Source organism: Mesorhizobium sp. M0659, from assembly GCF_040320605.1.
Classification (GTDB): domain Bacteria; phylum Pseudomonadota; class Alphaproteobacteria; order Rhizobiales; family Rhizobiaceae; genus Mesorhizobium.
Window position 1 is genome coordinate 199,871 of record NZ_JAMYPY010000008.1, and the last position, 18,438, is coordinate 218,308.

The 18,438-nt window shown below is 63.9% G+C and carries 19 protein-coding genes; 10 read left to right on the forward strand and 9 right to left on the reverse strand.

The window, feature by feature from the left end:
- Positions 1-26: 26 nt before the first annotated feature.
- The 4 genes from hmuQ to NKI31_RS15665 all read right to left on the reverse strand — a co-directional run bounded on the left by hmuQ (position 27) and on the right by NKI31_RS15665 (position 4,058).
- Entirely contained in the window at positions 27-341 is a 315-nt protein-coding gene (gene hmuQ, locus NKI31_RS15650; RefSeq protein ID WP_023681734.1) for a heme-degrading protein HmuQ, read from the reverse strand.
- Between the two features lie 54 nt (positions 342-395).
- Positions 396-1,361 carry an energy transducer TonB family protein gene (locus NKI31_RS15655; RefSeq protein ID WP_023815474.1) on the reverse strand — a complete coding sequence of 322 codons (966 nt, stop codon included), beginning with the start codon at positions 1,359-1,361 and terminating at the stop codon, positions 396-398.
- Positions 1,362-1,488: 127 nt separating this feature from the next.
- Positions 1,489-1,923: a hypothetical protein gene (locus tag NKI31_RS15660; protein WP_023710743.1), complete on the reverse strand. Its 435-nt coding sequence runs from the start codon at positions 1,921-1,923 to the stop codon at positions 1,489-1,491.
- Between the two features lie 5 nt (positions 1,924-1,928).
- A complete protein-coding gene (locus tag NKI31_RS15665) occupies positions 1,929-4,058 on the reverse strand; it encodes a TonB-dependent hemoglobin/transferrin/lactoferrin family receptor (protein ID WP_502899140.1) in 2,130 nt (709 codons plus the stop codon).
- Positions 4,059-4,324: 266 nt separating this feature from the next.
- On the opposite strand from NKI31_RS15665, the gene hemP reads away from it, so the two are divergent.
- The 5 genes from hemP to NKI31_RS15690 are packed head-to-tail and all read left to right on the forward strand — an operon-like array spanning position 4,325 to position 8,429.
- Complete coding sequence (gene hemP, locus NKI31_RS15670; RefSeq protein WP_023673860.1) at positions 4,325-4,531, forward strand: hemin uptake protein HemP; 207 nt, start codon at positions 4,325-4,327, stop codon at positions 4,529-4,531.
- Positions 4,532-4,567: 36 nt separating this feature from the next.
- Positions 4,568-5,626: a hemin-degrading factor gene (locus NKI31_RS15675; RefSeq protein WP_352652022.1), complete on the forward strand. Its 1,059-nt coding sequence runs from the start codon at positions 4,568-4,570 to the stop codon at positions 5,624-5,626.
- Between the two features lie 10 nt (positions 5,627-5,636).
- Positions 5,637-6,518: a heme/hemin ABC transporter substrate-binding protein gene (locus tag NKI31_RS15680; protein WP_352652023.1), complete on the forward strand. Its 882-nt coding sequence runs from the start codon at positions 5,637-5,639 to the stop codon at positions 6,516-6,518.
- A 4-nt stretch (positions 6,519-6,522) separates the two neighbouring features.
- A complete protein-coding gene (locus tag NKI31_RS15685) occupies positions 6,523-7,617 on the forward strand; it encodes a FecCD family ABC transporter permease (protein ID WP_352652025.1) in 1,095 nt (364 codons plus the stop codon).
- 23 nt (positions 7,618-7,640) lie between these two features.
- A complete protein-coding gene (locus tag NKI31_RS15690) occupies positions 7,641-8,429 on the forward strand; it encodes a heme ABC transporter ATP-binding protein (protein WP_352652026.1) in 789 nt (262 codons plus the stop codon).
- A 108-nt stretch (positions 8,430-8,537) separates the two neighbouring features.
- On the opposite strand, the gene rirA is transcribed toward NKI31_RS15690, so the two are convergent.
- The gene (gene rirA, locus NKI31_RS15695) at positions 8,538-8,999 is read right to left on the reverse strand and encodes an iron-responsive transcriptional regulator RirA (RefSeq protein ID WP_023672640.1); all 462 of its coding nucleotides are present in this window, start codon (positions 8,997-8,999) and stop codon (positions 8,538-8,540) included.
- 295 nt (positions 9,000-9,294) lie between these two features.
- On the opposite strand from rirA, the gene NKI31_RS15700 reads away from it, so the two are divergent.
- From NKI31_RS15700 to NKI31_RS15710, 3 genes are all read left to right on the forward strand, one after another.
- The gene (locus tag NKI31_RS15700; protein WP_352652027.1) at positions 9,295-10,590 is read left to right on the forward strand and encodes a DUF445 domain-containing protein; all 1,296 of its coding nucleotides are present in this window, start codon (positions 9,295-9,297) and stop codon (positions 10,588-10,590) included.
- 107 nt (positions 10,591-10,697) lie between these two features.
- Entirely contained in the window at positions 10,698-11,120 is a 423-nt protein-coding gene (locus NKI31_RS15705) for a phasin family protein (protein ID WP_023672638.1), read from the forward strand.
- Positions 11,121-11,280: 160 nt separating this feature from the next.
- Entirely contained in the window at positions 11,281-11,778 is a 498-nt protein-coding gene (locus tag NKI31_RS15710) for a MaoC family dehydratase (RefSeq protein ID WP_023681725.1), read from the forward strand.
- A gap of 15 nt (positions 11,779-11,793) precedes the next feature.
- On the opposite strand, the gene NKI31_RS15715 is transcribed toward NKI31_RS15710, so the two are convergent.
- Positions 11,794-13,263: an MFS transporter gene (locus NKI31_RS15715; protein WP_023706044.1), complete on the reverse strand. Its 1,470-nt coding sequence runs from the start codon at positions 13,261-13,263 to the stop codon at positions 11,794-11,796.
- 131 nt (positions 13,264-13,394) lie between these two features.
- On the opposite strand from NKI31_RS15715, the gene NKI31_RS15720 reads away from it, so the two are divergent.
- Positions 13,395-14,288: a LysR family transcriptional regulator gene (locus NKI31_RS15720; protein WP_023691058.1), complete on the forward strand. Its 894-nt coding sequence runs from the start codon at positions 13,395-13,397 to the stop codon at positions 14,286-14,288.
- A gap of 4 nt (positions 14,289-14,292) precedes the next feature.
- On the opposite strand, the gene NKI31_RS15725 is transcribed toward NKI31_RS15720, so the two are convergent.
- A complete protein-coding gene (locus NKI31_RS15725) occupies positions 14,293-15,711 on the reverse strand; it encodes an aminotransferase-like domain-containing protein (protein ID WP_023739060.1) in 1,419 nt (472 codons plus the stop codon).
- A gap of 106 nt (positions 15,712-15,817) precedes the next feature.
- On the opposite strand from NKI31_RS15725, the gene NKI31_RS15730 reads away from it, so the two are divergent.
- A complete protein-coding gene (locus NKI31_RS15730; protein ID WP_023706042.1) occupies positions 15,818-16,681 on the forward strand; it encodes a DMT family transporter in 864 nt (287 codons plus the stop codon).
- Between the two features lie 28 nt (positions 16,682-16,709).
- On the opposite strand, the gene NKI31_RS15735 is transcribed toward NKI31_RS15730, so the two are convergent.
- Both NKI31_RS15735 and maiA read right to left on the reverse strand, forming a co-directional pair.
- The gene (locus NKI31_RS15735) at positions 16,710-17,750 is read right to left on the reverse strand and encodes a zinc-dependent alcohol dehydrogenase family protein (RefSeq protein WP_023818086.1); all 1,041 of its coding nucleotides are present in this window, start codon (positions 17,748-17,750) and stop codon (positions 16,710-16,712) included.
- A 36-nt stretch (positions 17,751-17,786) separates the two neighbouring features.
- Complete coding sequence (maiA, locus tag NKI31_RS15740) at positions 17,787-18,437, reverse strand: maleylacetoacetate isomerase (RefSeq protein WP_023818087.1); 651 nt, start codon at positions 18,435-18,437, stop codon at positions 17,787-17,789.
- Position 18,438: the final 1 nt, after the last annotated feature.

The following is an 18,438-nucleotide window of genomic DNA, read 5'->3' on the forward strand; positions in this document are numbered from 1 at the left end:
GATCTCGTCGACGGGTGAAATCTCAATCAGGCCCCTTCGACGACCGAAAAGCCTTCGAACTGCGGATGGCCGAGATAATGCACCTTCGAGGTGCCGGTGTTGCGATGGGCGGCGCGAAAATTCTCGGATTTGGTCCAGGCGACGAAATCCTCATGGCTTGCCCACACCGTGTGCGAGGCAAACAGCGTGTAACCCTCGGCCTCGTTGACCGGGCCGCGCAGCAAGTGGAATTCCCTGAAGCCTTTCATCTCCGAGAGGCTCGAATCGCGGTTCTTCCAGACATCCTCGAAGGCGGTCTCCGAGCCATTCTGGACCTTGAAGCGGTTCATGGCGATGTACATTGGCTTCCTCTCGAATTGGTGGACGATGCCATTTGGCGAAGGTCTACAAGCTGTTTAAAACGGACCGATCCGCGCCCTGAACACCCAACTTGATAATCCGGTCTCGGGTGGAATGGGCGGGAACGGGGCTTGCTGGCGCACCAGTTTCAAAGCGAATTGGTCTAGCTCGGCAGACCCTGAACTTTCGACAAGCTGCAAGTCGCTGACGCTGCCGTCGGCCATGACGACGAAATAGACCCTGGCATTGTTGCGAGCCTTGGCTTGAACCGCCTTCGAAACGTGGCGGTTGGCGCGGACAAGCTTGTTCTGAACTTCAACGCTGTAGCCGGATTCCATCGAATTGCCCGCCGCGCTCTGTTTTCCGCCTTTGCTGGCAACCGCCGTTGCCTCGCGCTCCTCGCCATCTGCCGTGCCGCCAGTCTCTCCCGATATTGGTGCGCCCGATATTGATGTACTTGGCCTCGGGCTTGGGACTGGTGGCCTCGCGGCAGGCAATTCAACGGCAGGCTGATTGGCGGGAGATGCCTCCGAACTCTGCGTTTGAACCGGTGACGGTGCAGGCGTCTCAGCCTCTGGGGCGACACTTTGATCATCCGGGATGGCGGCCGTTGGTGCATCGGGAGCGACGGTTGCCTGGTTGGCAGATTCCGGCGCAGATTTGGGCGCCGCCGGCTCCTCTACGGCTTGAGGCGCCTCGGTTTGCGGCGTGGGTTGGACGGGCTTGGCCGGCTGCGGATCGGTTACCAGGGTAACATCCACCGCGTCGGGTACCGGGTTTTGCAAAGCGGTGCCGAGGACGTCTGCGCCTGATCGATCGGCGCCTTCGGCCTGTATTGCCTTCCCGGTATCAAATGTCCCGGCGGGTGCGACCATGAACGCCGCTGCGGCAGCGGCATGGAGCAGGCAGGACGCGACGATCGCCACAGTCCATTTGCGGTCCGCGGCCGCCGGCTGTACGAGCTCGTCCATTGTTATCGCCGGTTCGTTGCCGGCGTCGGGGAGGGGGGTGATGTCCTGCATGGTTCGCGGCGAGACCTGCCGCGAGCGCGGCGGGATTGTCAAATCAAGATCGGTTGCCGGCCATAACGGCGGAGCTGCGACGGGTCGTGTCGCATTGTCGTGCAGGAAGGCGGGATGCAGACCCACCTCAAACGCCGAATGCGATACCGGTCTTGGTCTGCGTCTTCAGGCCGCGCATGCAGGCGCCCGGTTCGACGCCGGCGCATTCGGTGGCGCTGTTGATCAGCACGCGGCTGAGTTTGGTGCAGTCGGTGCCGGCGAGGTCGAAGCGGATCACCTTGGTCTTGCCGGCCGGCAGGTCCTTGAAGTCGAGCACGCTCAGGCGGTCGACAATGCCGGCCTCGTTGAACAGCGCGATCTCGAATGCCGCCTTGGAAAGATCGGCGCCGAGCGCATTGTTGACGACGAAGGTCAGGCGGCAACCCTTTTCGGAGGGCTGCGCGGCATTGAGCTCGAGGCTGAGTTGCGGAGCCGGCGCGGACTGAGCCCACGCCGGCATCAAGCCAAGCGACATCGCCAGCGTCGAGGTCAGGAGCCGAAGCGATGCCGTCAAACTTGTCATGGGTGTCAGCCTCCAAAGCGCATGGTTGCGGCCAGCTTCAGCGTGATGCCGGGTTCATAGATGACGGCGGTGGTGCCGCCGTTCAGCGGGTTGGTGTATTTGACGTCGAACAAATTGTCGGCGCGGAAGTCCACCTTCAGATTGTCGGTGGCCTGGTAACTGGCGAAGGCGTTGACCAGAGTATAATCCTTGGCCACGGGGTTGCCCTTCGGCTTGCCGTTGTACTGCACCTCGCCGCCGACGGTCAGCTTGTCCTGAAGGAAGCGGAAGCCGAGCTGCCCGGTGACCTGCGAGGACGGGATGGTGGCAAGGTCGGCGCGCTCACCTTCATCGGAGATGGTGTGGCCGTTGGTGATCGAGGCGGAGAGCCCGGCATAACCCCAGGCGGCATCGTAGACGCTTTCCAGTTCGAAGCCGTTTATCTTGGCCTGGGCGACGTTCTGGTACTGGAAGCAGATCGGAATGCCGGGGCCGAACGGGCAGCCGCTGGTCGGGTCGAATGCCGACAGCGTGACGCCTTCGATGTAGTCGTCGACATCGTTGTGGAAGTAGGCGGCCTTGAGCCGGAACGCGTCGCCGGCCTCGATAAGGTCGTCCAGCTTGTAGTTGACGCCGAACTCGGTGGTCTTGCCGGTTTCAGGCCGCAGGTTTGGGTTGGGCAGGAACGGGAAGGTGACGCCTGCCGGATGGTTGCCGCTGATCAGCGTCTCGGTCAACGAGGGCGAGCGGTAGCCTTCCGCGTAGGTGCCGTAGAACTGCAGGCCCGCAAGGCTGGCGCTTTCGAATGGCGAGACGCCAACGGTGATGCGCGGCGACAGACGATCACCTGACGTTTCGTGGGTGCTGTCTTCCAGGCTGTAACTGTCGTAACGCAGCCCGGCAATGACCTCGAGCCAGTCCCAAGTGAGCTTGTCCTGGATGTAGGCGCCCGAAACACTACGCTTGCCCGATGGGGTGTAGAAGCTGTCGCCGCCGGCGGTGCCGCCGGTCTCGACATCGTCACCCACCCAGTCGCCGCCATAGGTCAATTCGTGCGCAACACCGGCTGTTTCGAAGCGCGACGTGTTCCAGATGTCGACGCCGGCCGTGCCAACGTCGAAGGTCGAGGTCGAACCGACGGGCAGCAGCACGGGAAGGCCGGTCGACGGATCGAAGCGGTTCTGCGGGACCAGCGTGGCGAGGTCGAGATTGGTCTTGTTGTAGGAGGCGTTGATGTGGAGATCGAGCCAGCTCCTGGCGTCGTCAGTGATGTTGTAGCGGGCGGTGAAGGTGTTCGACTTCAGGTCGACGTCGTTGGCCGGCACGCCGCCGCTGGTTTCCGTCCAGCCGTCGCTCGAGCCGACCCAGCCGAGCTTCAATTCGCTGTTCTCGCTCGGGCGGATTGTGGTCTTGAGCAGGCCGCTCAGCACGTCGAAACCGGTACCGGCGACGGTGTCGCCGCTGCCATTCTTGTAGTCGCCGTAGTCGCGGTAGACGATGTTGCCCAGCACATCCAAATCGTCGTTGAATTTGTAGGCGCCGCTGGCGCTGGCGGTCCAGCCCTTGCCGTTGCTTTCATAGCGCCCGGTGACGGAGCCGGCCCAGGTTTCGCCCGGTCTGAGGAAATCCACCGCATCCTTGGTGTCGAAGAAGACGACGCCGCCAATGGCGCCGGAGCCGTAGGTGTTGGCGGTCGGTCCGCGAATGACGTCAACGGATTTGATGAGCTCGGGATCGACATAGAAGGTCGACTGCGTGCCGTGGTCTGAGCGCTGGAAATTCTGCCTGGCACCGTCGACGATGACCGCGACGCGACCGAAATCCTGCAGGCCGCGGATGTTGATGCTGGAGCTGACGCGTCGCGCATCGGCCTGCACCGCGACACCAGGCACACCGAGCAGCATTTCGTTCGGCGTCGTCGCCATGCGGCGGTCGAGCTGTTCCTGGTCAACATGGCTGGCCGAGGCCAGCGATTCGATTGCCGTCTCGCCGGTGCGGCTGATGACGAGGATCTTGTCCAGCAGGGTCGCGCCGGCGGGCGCCGGCTTGGTGTCCTCGGTTTTCCTGGTCTGGTCGGCCTGGTCAGCGGCCAGCCGAGCGCTGGCCGGCGATGTCAGCAGCGCGATCGTCGCTGCCCCCGCAAGCAAGGCTGCCATTGCCATAGACCGATGCACCGGATCGGCGTTCGCCAGACCCAGTCGTCCACAATTTCCCAAGCCCATGCCCTAACTCCAAAATTCCAGGTTCGATGCTGGCTGGCTTGGTGCTCGCTGGCATTTTTCATTCTGTCCGGCGTCTTAAATGTTGACTCATTTGGTCCGGTATTGCACTGACTAATAAACATGATTATGCGAGTCAAGAAATGATCGGCATTTTTGCAACGCCTAGCCAGTTGCCCGGCACAGGAAAGGGATCGAAAGAGATGAACACCCACAATCCCAACGACTTCCGTTACCGCGTCCGCCGTTCCGAGGAGACGCCGACCCGCTTCGACCGGGTGCCGCTGGCGGTGCGGACGCTGTCCTCCAACACGCTGTTCCAGGGCGAGCACGAGATCGGCATCGAGCACCATGGCGCGCTCTATCGGCTGAAGATCACCCGCCAGGGCAAGCTCATCCTCAACAAGTGACGAAACGACCAAACATGGCAGACAGGTAAGCAGGACATGGACCAGCGCGCAAAACCCGCCCCGCATGAAATCCGGCGGGCGCGGGCAGACAATCCGAAAGCGCGCGAGCGCGATCTTGCCGCCGAGCTCGGTATTTCCGAGGCCGAGCTGGTGGCCGCGCATTGCGGCGACGGCGTCGTGCGCGTCGAGCCCAGGGTCAACGATCTTCTGACCGGCCTCGACGCCGTCGGCGAAGTGATGGCGCTGACCCGCAACGAAAGCGCGGTGCACGAGAAGATCGGCGTCTACGACAAGGTTGTCACAGGCACGCACAACGCCATGGTGCTGGGCGAAAACATCGACCTGCGTATCTTTCCAAAGGTCTGGGCGCATGGCTTTGCCGTCGAGAAGCGCGACGGTGGCGACATCCGCCGCAGCCTGCAATTCTTCGACGTGGCCGGCGATGCGGTGCACAAGGTGCATCTGCGGCCGGCGTCTAATCTCTATGCCTACCAGAAGCTCGTGGCCGCACTCGAATCGCCGAACCAGGAGGCGACCGTGTCTATCGCAGGCCTGGCCGACGACGACGCGGAGACGTCGGGCGTTGCCGCAGACATCGATGATCTGCGCGACCGCTGGAGCCGGCTGACCGACGTCCACCAGTTCTTTGGCATGTTGAAAACGCTGAAGCTCACCCGCCACCAGGCCGTGCGCATGGTCGGCCAGGACTATGCCTGGCTGCTCGACAATAACGCCATCGGCGCCATGTTCCACCATGCCGCCGCCGACGACATGCCGATCATGTGTTTTGTCGGAAACCGAGGCTGCATCCAGATCCATTCCGGTCCCGTCAAGTCGATCAGGCCGATGGGGCCGTGGATCAACGTCATGGACGAGACGTTCCACCTGCATCTGCGCACCGACCACATCCAGGAGGTGTGGGCGGTGCGCAAACCGACCAAGGACGGTCATGTTTCCTCGCTCGAAGCCTATGGCGCCGACGGCAAGATGATCATCCAGTTCTTCGGCAAGCGCCATGAAGGCGAGGGCGAGCGCGACGACTGGCGGTTCCTTGCCGAGAACCTGCCGCGCATTCCAAGCCCGACCGCAGCCTGAGGAAACGACGATGATTTCACTGTTCAGGATGCTTGCCGCGGCCATGGGCCTGTCGCTGTTTATTGCCGCCCCAGTGCCGGCCAGCGAGAACGTGGCCGTGTTTGCCGACACGTCGCGGATCGTGGCGATCGGCGGTTCGATCACCGAGATCGTCTACGCGCTTGGCGAGGAAGGTCATCTCGTCGCCCGCGATTCGACCAGCCGCTACCCCGCCGCCGCGGTCGCGCTGCCCGACGTCGGCTATATGCGCCAGCTGTCGCCGGAAGGCGTGTTGTCGGTCAATCCTTCGGGCATTCTGGCGCTGCATGGCAGTGGGCCGAAGGAAGCGGTCGATGTGCTGAAAAAGTCGAGCGTTCCGTTCATCGACGTGCCCGAGCATTACAGCCATGACGGCATCCTGGAAAAGATCCGCATCGTCGGCAAGGCGCTCGGCGTCGACGCCAAGGCCGAGACGCTGGTGGCTGAGACCGATGCCAAGCTGAAGGCGGCCGAGAAGCAGACGGCGTCGATCAAGCAGCGCAAGCGCATCCTGTTCGTGCTGTCGATCCAGGGCGGCAAGATCCTGGCCGCCGGCACCGACACCGCCGGCGACGGCATCATCAAGCTCGCCGGTGCGGTCAACGCCGTCGAAGGTTTTTCCGGCTACAAGCAGATGTCCGACGAGGCCATCGTAACCGCCAGGCCGGACGTGATCCTGGCGATGAAAAATGCCGGACCGCCGATTGCGGAGGCCGAGCTGTTTGCCATCCCGTCGATCACCTCGACGCCGGCCGGTGAAGGCCGCAAACTGACCCTGATGGATGGCAGCTATCTCCTCGGCTTCGGGCCGCGCACGGCCGATGCCATCCACGATCTGGCCGCCTCGCTCTATGGCAGCCAGGTCACGGACTGAGCCGATGGTGGATCAGTCGATCGCCGGCGCGGCGGGCAAGGTGGCCGAGGGCGATCGTTCCGGGCGCGCTCGCATGGTTATTGTGCTCCTGTGTGTGGCGCTTGCCCTTTCGATGTTCCTGTCGCTGAGGTCGGGCGCTTCCGATGCATCGGCCGTTGGTGTCATTCGTGACTGGCTGACCGGCGCCATGCCGGACGACGCCGCGCTTGGTGCCCGCGACCGGTTGATCGTCTACGATATCCGCATGCCGCGCGTACTGCTCGGTGTGCTCATCGGGGCGGCACTGGCCGTATCGGGTGCGGTCATGCAAGGCCTGTTTCGCAACCCGCTCGCCGATCCCGGCCTGATCGGCGTTTCCGCCGGGTCGAGCCTCGGCGCGGTCGCCGTCATCGTGCTCGGCACGACGTGGCTGGCGCCGCTCACTCTGGCGCTCGGCGGGCTGGCCTTGCCGCTCGCCGCTTTCTGCGGCGGCCTTGCGGTCACGCTGGTGCTCTACCGCGTCGCCACGCGGCAGGGGCGCACATCGGTCGCCACCATGCTGCTTGCCGGCATTGCGCTCGCAGCCCTTGCCATGGCGCTGACCGGTATCCTGATTTTCATGGCCGACGACCGGCAGTTGCGCGATCTGACCTTCTGGCAACTGGGCTCGCTGGGCGGCGCGACCTGGCCGAAGATCGCTTCCGTCGGTCCGATCATCATCCTGGCGCTTGCGGCAATGCCGTTCCTGGCCAAAGGCCTCAACGCCCTGGCGCTCGGCGAGGCGACGGCCGGACATCTCGGCATCCCGGTACAGCGGCTGAAATACACCGCGATCGTCGGCGTCTCGGCAGCGGTCGGCGCCTCTGTCGCAGTCAGCGGAGGCATCGGTTTTGTCGGCATCGTCGTGCCGCATCTCTTGCGGCTGCTGATCGGTCCGGACAATCGCTATCTCTTGCCGGCATCGGCGCTGCTCGGCGCCTCGATGCTGCTTCTTGCCGACGCAGTTGCCCGCGTCATCGTGGCGCCGGCCGAATTGCCAATCGGCATCGTCACGGCGATCGCCGGCGCGCCGTTCTTCCTCTGGATCCTGCTGCGCAAGCGCGGGGTAATCGACTTGTGAGATTTGAAACCTATGAGGCCGGCATGATCGAAGCACGCGATGTCTCGGTGGCGATCGGCGGCAAGCGCATTGTTGCCAATGTCGATTTCGTCGCGCGGCCGGGCGAAATTGCGGCAATCGTCGGACCGAACGGCTCGGGCAAGACGACGTTTTTGAAGGCGTTGTCGGGCGATCTGGCGTTTACGGGGACAGTGGCCGTCAACGGGCGCGACCTCTCCGCGATGAGGCCGGTGGAGGCCGCGACCGTGCGTGCCGTGCTGCCGCAGGCGACGACCCTGTCCTTTCCCTTCACCGTGCACGAAGTGGTCAGGCTCGGCCTTATCGGCGGCCGTTCCGGCGTTCTGCCGGGCGAAGATGATCGTCTGCCCGAGCGGGCGCTGGTGCGGGTCGACCTCGACGGCTTTGCCGGCCGTTTCTATCAGGAGCTCTCGGGCGGCGAGCAACAGCGCGTGCAACTGGCGCGCGTGCTGTGCCAGGTCTGGGCGCCGGTGCTGGACGGCAAGCCGCGCTATCTCTATCTCGACGAGCCGGTCTCCAGCCTCGATATCAAGCACCAGCTGATCATCATGAACATCGCCCGCGATTTCGCCCGGCGCGGCGGCGGTGTGATCGCCATCCTGCACGACCTCAATCTGACGGCCATGTATGCCGACCGGATTTTCGTGATGCATCGCGGCCGGCTCGCCGCCGACGGTTCACCGCAGGAGGTGCTGAGCGACGATCTGATCGAAAAGGTGTTCGATTGTCGGCTAAGGGTCGGTGTGTTGCCGGCGGCGAACATGCCGTTTGTCTTGCCGCAGTCAGCCGCCTAAAGCGCGTCGCGTTTGAACGGACTCAGGCGACGCGCTTTAGGTCTTTGTCTTTATGCATGTCGTTGTCTCAAAACCGGGGCCACTTTTGAGCGACATGCACTAGAAAACTCAGGCGGCCGGAGCTCGCTGCACCAGCATGTCGATGCCGAGCAAATGACGCACATTCGGGCGCGCCGCCACCATATCGGCGATGGTGTAGCGGGAGAGTACGGCAAAGAAGGCGTTGAGCGCCTCGCGCAGCGCCGAATTCAGCTGGCAGCTGTCGACCAGCGGGCATTCGGCGGCATCGTTCTCGAAGCATTCGGCCATGGCAAAGCTCTCTTCGGTCACCCGTACGACGTCGAACAGGCTGATCTGCTCGGCGGGGCGGCCGATCCTCACGCCGCCATTCCTGCCGCGCACTGTCTCGACCAGGCCATGCTCGACCAGCGGCTGCAGGATCTTGAACAGGAAAAGCTCCGACACCGAATAGGCGGCCGCAATCTCGGGGATGCGGCTCAGGCGATCGTTGTTGGCGGCGCAATACATCAGGATGCGCATGGCGTAGTTGGTCTGGCGCGTCAGCCGCATTTCATTCCTCACCCGAGTGCTGGCGCGCTGGAACTGCACCAGATTTTAGATTGTGCTGGTGCGGCTTTCTCACCCGGAGTTTCGGATTCGCCCACACTGGCCTGATCGGAATATGGCCTATACCTTGGAACAATTCCAGACTGGGATTGCATGATAGATGAACATTCTTGTCAACTTTGCGTGCGAAACCGGCAATTCCCGGACGAAATCGGCCCATCCGATCATGCTACGGGCCCAAACACCCCCTAAATAGCCCATGCCAGATAGCCAAGAGATCGATGAGGAGCGGCGTATCATGTCCCAATCGGCTTCGTCCCTGGCGCCTGGCGGTTTTGATGCCGAGACGGGCGCCAAGCTTTTCGCGTTGCGGCGGACAAAGTTCCTCGCCACGGCTGCGCTGGTGCTTTGCGTCGTGGTTTTTGCCGTGGCCAAATCGTTCGAGGCTAAGTATCCGTGGCTGGGCTTCGTGGCGGCCTTCGCCGAGGCGGCGACCATTGGCGGCCTGGCCGACTGGTACGCGGTGGTGGCGCTGTTCAAGCGGCCGCTGGGCCTGCCGATCCCGCACACCGCCATCATCCCAGCGAACCAGAACCGCATCGCCGATAATCTGGGCCGCTTCATCGAGGTCAATTTTCTGGCGCCGGAGCCGGTGCGGGAAAAGCTGGCCGAGGTCGATTTTGCAGCACTGGTCGCCGACTGGCTGACTGACGCCGAACGCTCTGCCGGCCTGTCGCGCTTCGTCGTACGGCTGGTCCCGCAGACGCTTGCGGCGATCGAGCAATCCGGCCTGCGCGGCTTCGTCACCAGCCGCATGCTGGAGCAGATCGACAAGGTGCCGCTGGCGCCGCTCGCGGCCGAATTGCTGTCGGCACTGACCGACGACCGCCGCCACCAGAAACTCTTCGACGAATTCACCAGGGTGATCGGCCGGTTCCTGAACGATGAAGAGGCGCTGGCGACCATGCGCGAGAAAATCCGCGAGGAATTGCCGTCGCTGTTCAACCTGTTCAGAGCCGACGCCTATCTGCTGAAGAAGATAGTCGCTTCCGCCGGTTCGCTGCTTGGCGAGGTGCGCGCCGACCCCGACCATCCGATGCGCGCCGAATTCGACCGTTTCGCGCACAGCTTCATCGAGCGGCTCAGAACCTCGAAGCAATACGCCAAACGGGCCGAGAAGCTGAAACGCGATTTCCTGGCGCGGCCGGAAGTGAAGTCGCTCGCCGGCGACATGTGGCAGAGCCTCAGCCTGTTCATCGAACAGGACGCCAAGGCGGAGAATTCGATTGTTCGCGCGCATCTCGCCAACATGTTCGTCGAGGTCGGCCGCCATCTCTCAGGCGATCCGCAGATCAGGGCCGACATGAACCAGGGCTTTGTCGTGGCGCTGTCGTCATTCGTCGAGAGCCAGAAGAGCGGTGTGTCGACGTTCATCGCCGACCAGGTCAAGCGCTGGGACCTTGCCCAGCTGACGAGGCTGATCGAGATGAACATCGGCAGGGACCTGCAATATATCCGCTTCAATGGCATGATTATTGGCGGCCTGGCCGGTCTCGTGCTCTACACGGCGGAGAGGCTGTTTCTCGCTGGCTGATGCTGCATTTGCCGCTGAATTGCTTGGGCGTCCGAATGGACACACGGCGCGCGAGTGCTATTGTCCAGAACAGGGTTCAGCATTTGCGACACTGGGGAGCACGAGCAATGGCCAAACAACCCGACTCCGATTCGTTCCTTGACATGTTCAGCCGGTTCGGCCGTGACCTGAAGGTGCCGAATGTCGAGGCGATCCTCGCGCATCATCGCAAGAACCTCGAGGCCCTGGAAAGATCGGCGCGGGCGGGAGCTGCCGGCGCGACCTCATTGTTGTCCAGACAGCGCGAGATGCTGCAGGACACGCTGCGTGAAGTCAGCGACATGGCGCAGAGCTACAAGGCGCCGGGCAATCCCCAGGAACTGATGACAAAGCAGGCGGAGTTCGCCAGGAAATCCTTCGAAGCCGCCCTGAAAAATGCCGGCGAAGTGGCCGAGCTGGTCAAGAAATCCGGCACCGAATCGATCGAAATCCTGCGCAGCCGCATCAAGGAAGCGATGGAGGAAATCCGCTCGGGCTATGACAAGAAGTGACTCTCAACGCAACCATGAGAGGAGTGGGCCAGTTGCGGCGCATGAGCATGGACGAGGGACGCTGTTTGGCGGAAAATGGCGGAACGGAATCGCAACGGGCGAATTGACAGGAGCCGTCCGTTCGTGGTCCGAGGCACTGGGAGCCACCGGGAAAGCAGGAATGACGGAACTACGGCCGAAAACGCCGCCGACCTTCGAGCAGTTAAGGGCGATGGCCGGGCAGGAGCTCGGCGTGTCGGAATGGACGACCGTCGACCAGAACCGCATCAACCAGTTTGCCGAATGCACAGGCGACCATCAGTGGATCCACGTCGATCCGGAGCGGGCGAAGCGGCAGAGCCCATTTCGCACCACGATCGCGCATGGCTATCTGACGCTGTCGATCATCGGCGCGCTGGCGCTGGGCATGGGCATCGTCCCCGAAAACACGCAAGCCGCCTTCAATTACGGCTTCGACAAGGTGCGGTTCCTGGCGCCCGTCAGGGTCGGCGCACGCATCCGGCTGCGCACGACGCTGTTGTCGGTGGAGGACAAGGGGCCGGGCCAGTATCTGATGAAGGCCGCCAATACGGTCGAGATCGAGGGCGAACAGAGGCCGGCGCTGACCGCCGAAACGCTGGTCATGCTTTATGAGCGGCGCAAGCGGGCGGGAGCGTAAGCTCCCTATCTTCGGTCATGATGGCTGTTGCCGCACCGACAGCCTGCCGCCGGCGCGGGTCGAGAGCAGTGCCAGCAACAGCGCAGCCACCGCCAGGACCGTTGCCGTCTGAAAGGTAACCTGCATGCCGTGCGCGGCTGCCGCTGAGGTCAGCATGTCCTGGCTTTGCCGTTCTCCCGTCGAGGCAGCCGCAAAAATGGCGCCCATAAGCGATGCGCCGGTGATCAGGCCGAGATTGCGCGACAGATTGAGCAGGCCGGACACCACGCCGCGCTCGCCGGCAGCGACACCGCTCATGACGGCGGCATTGTTGGATGTCTGGAACAGGGCGTACCCGAAGCAGGTGACGGCGATCGGCACGATATAGCTGGCAATGCCGAGTTTTGTTGCGGCGAGCGACAAAAGCAAGGTGCCGTTGACCAGGCCGAATAGTCCGGCGATCATCATCCTGTTGGTACCGAAGCGATCGGTGAGGCGGCCGGCGATAAGTGCCGAGAGCGCGGAGACCAGCGGACCTGTCGACAGGACCACGCCGACCATCGCAGCATTGAGCCCCAGCCCTCGCGACAAATAGAACGGAGCGACCACCAGGGTCGCCATCATCACTGTGGCGACAACGAGGTTCGTGGCGAGGCTGGCGCTGAGCCGGATGTCGTACAACCGGGCAAGCCGGATCAAGGGATTCTTCGCCCTCTTCTGCGCGACGCCGAACAGAACGACGCCGATGCCGGCGGCAACCAGCAGGCCGGTGTTGAGGGCGCCGAAATGGCCGTGGCCGAGCGTCATGGCCAGTGCATAGGCGGCGAGCGTCAGGCCTAGCAAGACCGTCCCGATCGCGTCGAACCCGCCTTGAACGCCCGCAGCCTTGCCGCGGGCAGGCAGGGCCAGCCAGGCGAGGGCAAAGGTCAGGAGGCCGAGCGGCACATTGACGAGGAAGAGCGCCCGCCAGCCAAAGCCGGCGATCAGCAAGCCGCCGAGGGAGGGTCCGAGCGTCGTGCCGATCGCCGACATGGCGCCGAGCAGGCCCATGGCGCTGCCGGTTCTCTCCTTGGTCACGGTCTCCGCGACAAAGGCCAGCGTCAACGCCATCATCAGCGCGGCACCCAGCCCTTGCACGGCGCGCGCCGCAATCAGCAGCCAGAGCGTCGGCGCCAGGCCGCAGAGCACCGAGGCCAGTGTGAACAGCGCGATGCCGCCGAGCAGCAACGGCCGGCGGCCGACCATATCGGCCAGCCGGCCGGCGCTGACGATCAGGGCCGTGATGGCGAGCAGATAGGCGAGAACCACCCATTGCACGGACTGGAACGGCGCACCGAACGCCTGCATGAGGGAAGGCAGTCCGACGCTGGCAATGCTGGTTCCAAGCGACGACAGCAGCGTGGCGAGCGACAGGCTGGCCAATGCCAAGACAGGAGAGTGGGCCAGGCCTGCGGACCGGGTGTTCTGCGGCGCCGATGCGCACTCGTTCTGCTCGGCAGTTGCCATGGCGATTTCCTCCTTGTCAGTCCCGCAACCGGACCTGTCGGAGATCTAGTCGTCAGGGTGGAATGGCGGAAGGCGCAGCATTTGCATCTTATTCGTGCACCAAACGCCATGGCATGTGCTACAATCCGCCAATGACATCGCCCGACCTCAATCTGCTGTTCGCTCTCGACGTCCTGCTGACCGAAGGTAGCGTGGCTCGCGCGGCAACCCGGCTGCGGCTCAGCCCTTCGGCGATGAGTCGCACCCTGGCGCGACTGCGCGAAGCGACCGGCGACCCGCTGCTGGTTCGGGCCGGTCGAGGCCTTGTGCCGACGCCGCGCGCGGAGGCATTGCGGCAGCAGACCGGCCGTGTCGTCCAGGAAGCAGAAACGTTGCTGCGCCCTGCCAGGCCTCTCGATCTCGCGAAGCTGAACCAGATCTTCACGCTGCGCACCAATGAAGGGTTCGTCGAGGAGTTCGGGCCGCGTCTTGTCGCTCGCATCCAGGCCGAGGCGCCGGGCGTGCGGCTGCGATTTGCGCCGAAAGCCGACAAGGATGTCGCCTCGTTGCGCGACGCAGCGATCGATCTGGAAATCGGCGTTGCCGGCGAGACCGGACCTGAAGTGCTGATACAGGCGCTGTTCCGTGACCGGTTCGTCGGCGCCGTAGGAGCCGGCCATCCCTTGAGCGAAGGCGCGGTGACGCCTGAACGCTACGCGGCCGGCCGCCACATCAGCGTTTCACGGCGGGGTCGGGAAAGAGGGCCGATCGATCAGACTTTGGCGCTGCTCGGCCTGCAGCGAACCGTGGCGTGCATGGTCTCCGGCTTTTCGGCTGCACTCGCCATGGCGCGCGCTTCGGACCTTATTGCCAGCGTGCCCGAACGGCACACGCAAGGCGCACGCGCCGGCATGGTCAGCTTTCTGCTGCCGGTCGCCACGGTGGAGGTCACCATCTCGATGCTCTGGCATCCACGGCTCGATGCCGATCCGGCGCAACGCTGGCTGCGAGATTGCGTTCGGAAGGTCTGCGCGGCCTCCCGCTGAGCGCTCAGCGCGCCATTGCCGCCTTGAGCACCCTGAAAATCCGCTCGTCTTGGCATTGGGCAACGTTGAAGCGCAGGAACCGGCTGGCGGTTCCCGACAGGCTGAATGCATTGCCGGGCGCCAGCACGATGTTGTCGGCCAATGCACGGCGAGCAATTTCAGCCGCATCCACGCCATCCGGCAGGCTGCACCACAGGAACAAGCCGGCCGGTTGGTCGATCCAGGGCGTGATGCCGATCGCCTTCAGGCGCGCGCCCGTCTCACCCATGGCGCGGGAAAGCCGCGCGCGCAGCAATTCCATGTGCTTGCGGTAGCTGCCGTCCCTAAGCAGCGTCAGCACCAGTTCGGCCGCCAGCCGGCCGCCGCCGAAGGTGGTGGCAATCTTGAGGTCGGTGAGTTGCTCGATCCAGTCGCGCGGTGCCGCGATGAAGCCGCAGCGAACCGATGCCGATAGCGTCTTGGAGAAGCTACCGATATGGACGACGCGGTTGAGGCCGTCGAACGCCGCCAGCCGGGGCGCGGGACTGTGCTCGAAATCGGCGAAGATGTCGTCCTCGACGATGGTCAGGTCCGACTGGTCGGCGAGCTTCAGCAGCCGGTGCGCGGTGACCGGCGACAGGATCGCGCCGGTCGGGTTGTGGATGGCGGAATTGGTGATGTAGAGGCGCGGCCTGTGCTCGGCGAGCGCCTGCGCGAACAGCTCGATATCAGGCCCCGATGGCGTGTAGGGCACGCTGACGACCTTGGCGCGGTGGGCGCGCAGCAGCGCGTGAAAATTGAAATAGCAGGGGTCGTCGACCAGCACGGTATCGCCCGGTTCGATCAGGAAGCGGCACAGAAGATCGATGGCCTGCGTGCCCGATTCGGTCAGCATGATCTGTTCGGGCGAGACCTCGATGCCGTGGCCAGCCATGCGCCGCGCGAGCAATTGCCTGAGCGGCGGCAGGCCGAGCGGCGTGCCGTAATCGGCTAGGTCGACATCGTCGGCGCGCGCCACGGTGCGCAGCGCCCGGCGCAAGGCCCCCTGCGGCATCCATGAGGCCGGCATCCAGCCGCAGCCGGGTTTCAGCATCTCGTCGCCGGCTTCCAGTGACTGGCGCGAAACCCAAAGCGGATCGACAGCGCGGTCGAGCCGCGGGCCTATCTCGGCCAGCGACAGTGGCGCCAGCGATCCGGCGGCATAAAAACCCGAACCCGGCCGTGAGCGTATCGCGCCTTCGGCAGCGAGCCGCTCATAGGCTTCGACCACGGTCGACTTGGACACCTGCATGGCCTTGGCAAAGGCGCGGATCGAAGGTAGCCGCGCGCCTGGCGTCAGGCTGCGCGCCGATATCCGCTGGCGGATGGTCGCCATGACAGTTTCCACAAGCGTGGTCGCGACAGGAGGGTGCGCATTGCCGGTTTCCAAAATGAGTTCGGTCATCTGTATTGCTCTGATAGCCATTACAGTTTTGCGGAATTGTACTGCATTGTCTCTGGCTGCACCATAGGCACTTGCCCGATAGAGGGCGAAAGCAATGGAGCCTGGAATGGACAAAACCGCGAGCGGCTGGATGAACGGATTCATCGGCGTGCTGATCTTCTCAGGCTCGCTGCCGGCAACGCGCGTGGCCGTGGCCGATTTCGATCCGATATTCCTGACCTCGGCCCGCGCCGCGATTGCCGGACTTCTCGGTCTCGCCATGCTGATGCTGTTTCGGCAGAAACGCCCGGAGCGCGGCGATTTTCTGTCGCTGGTGATCGTCGCCCTTGGCGTGGTTGTCGGCTTTCCCTTGCTCACCGCGCTGGCGCTGAAGCACGTCACCTCCGCCCATTCCATCATCTTCGTCGGCCTGCTGCCGCTGGCCACCGCGATCTTCGGCGTGCTGCGCGGTGGCGAGCGTCCGCGCCCGGCCTTCTGGCTGTTTTCCTGCATCGGCAGCGCGCTGGTCGCCGGTTTTGCCCTGATGCAAGGCGTGACGGCCTCACCTGTCGGCGACGGCCTGATGCTGGCCGCCATCATCGTCTGCGGCCTGGGCTATGCCGAGGGGGCGGCATTGTCGCGCAGGCTGGGCGGCTGGCAGGTGATCTGCTGGGCGCTGGCGATCTCGCTGCCGATCATGCTGGTTCTGACCTTTGCGACGCTGCCGTCGTCCTTCGCCGGCATCGGCTCTCACGCCTGGATGGGTCTCGCCTATGTCTCGCTGTTCAGCATGCTGATCGGCTTCGTGTTCTGGTATCGCGGCCTGGCCCAAGGCGGCATCGCTGCCGTCGGGCAGTTGCAGTTGCTGCAGCCCTTTTTCGGCCTGGCGCTGGCAGCGTCGCTGCTGCACGAGCAGGTCAGCCCGCTGATGGTGGTCGTGACGCTCGGCGTGGTGGCTTGCGTGTTCGGGGCGAAGAAATTTGCGCGCTAGGAGTTTGGTGGTGGAGGGCGACTCCGCCCTAGAACTTCGTCACCACCCCAATGCCAATCCCCTCGAACCCGCCCATTGCCATCAGCGCCGCAGGCGCCTCGTCGAGGCTGATCTTTCTGCCGACCAGCAGTTCGGGCTTGAGCTTGCCGGTGCGGATCATTTCCATCATGGCGGGGTAGCGGTAGGCCTGCATGCCGTGGCTGCCGAGGATTTCCAGCTCGAAGGCGATCACCTTGTCCATGGGCACTTGCGGGCGGGCGTGTTCGCCCAGCATCAGGCCGACCTGCACATGGCGGCCGCGCCGGCGCAGGTTCGCGATCGAATTGAACGAGGTCGTGGAGTGGCCGAGCGCGTCCATCGACATATGCGCGCCGCCATTGGTGATCTGCTTGACCGCCTTGACCACGTTCGGCGTCGTCGAGGCGTTGATGGTCGCTACCGCGCCGATCTTTTTGGCCAATTCAAGTTTCTCGTCGGTGAGGTCGATGGCGATGACATTGGCGCCCATGGAACTGGCGATCATGATCGCCGACAGGCCGACGCCGCCGCAGCCATGCACCGCCACCCATTCGCCCGGCGTCACCCGGCCCTGGTCGACAATGGCGCGAAAGGAGGTGACGAAGCGGCAGCCGAGGCTGGCGGCGGTGGCGAACTCCATCTCCTCGGGCAGGCGCACCAGATTGGTGTCGGCATGCTCGATGGCGACATATTCGGCAAACGATCCCCAGGCGGTGAAGCCGGGCTGCGTCTGGTGTTCGCAGACCTGATGATTGCCCGAATTGCATTCGAAGCAGCGGCCGCAGCCGACACAGAACGGCACGGTGACGCGTTCGCCGGCCTTCCAGCGGGTGACCTGCTTGCCGACGGCGACGACGACGCCGGCCAGCTCATGGCCCGGCACATGCGGCAGCGTGATGCCGTCGTCATGGCCCATCCAGCCATGCCAGTCGCTGCGGCAGAGCCCGGTCGCCTCGACCTTGATGACGACGCCGTCGGCGGCCGGTTTCGGATCCGGCACGGTCTGGATTCTCGGCGCCTCACCGAATTTTTCGAAGACGACGGCTTTCATCGGCAACTCTCTGTGCTCTGCTCCGGCATTGTGCGCCTATTCGGCATCTATCTGATTCTCTGGCGCTGCCCTCTGAAAGGCCGGCAGCGCCATGCAGGCGGCGTGGATGCGCGAGATCTCGGGGTAGGGCGTCAGGTCAACGCCGAAACGGGCGTTGCTGGCGATTTGGGCGACCAGGCAGATGTCGGCCAGGCCGGGCGTGTCGCCATGACAGAAGGCGCCGGTCTCATCAGATGAAGCCAGAATCTTTTCAAGCGGCTGGAACCCTTCGTTCACCCAGTGGCGGAACCAGTGGATGACATCCTGGTCGCCGGCGCCGAACAGAGTCCGCAGCGAGGTCAGCACGCGCAGATTGTTCACCGGGTGGATGTCGCAGGCGATCATCTGCGCCAGCATTCGCACGCGCGCCCGGCCGAGCGCGTCCTTCGGCAGCAGCCGCGGCTCGGGCTTGGTCTCGTCGAGAAATTCGATGATTGCCAGCGACTGCGTCAAAAGCGTGCCGTCGCCCAGGATCAGCGCCGGTACCAGCCCCTGCGGATTGACCGCGCGGTAAGCGGGCTCCAGATGGTCGCCGTGACGCAGATGATGCGGCACGTACTCGTAGCTCAGGCCCTTCATCTCCAGCGCAATGCGCACGCGGTAGGAGGTGGAGGAGCGGTAGTAGTTGTGGAGGACGAGATCGCTCATC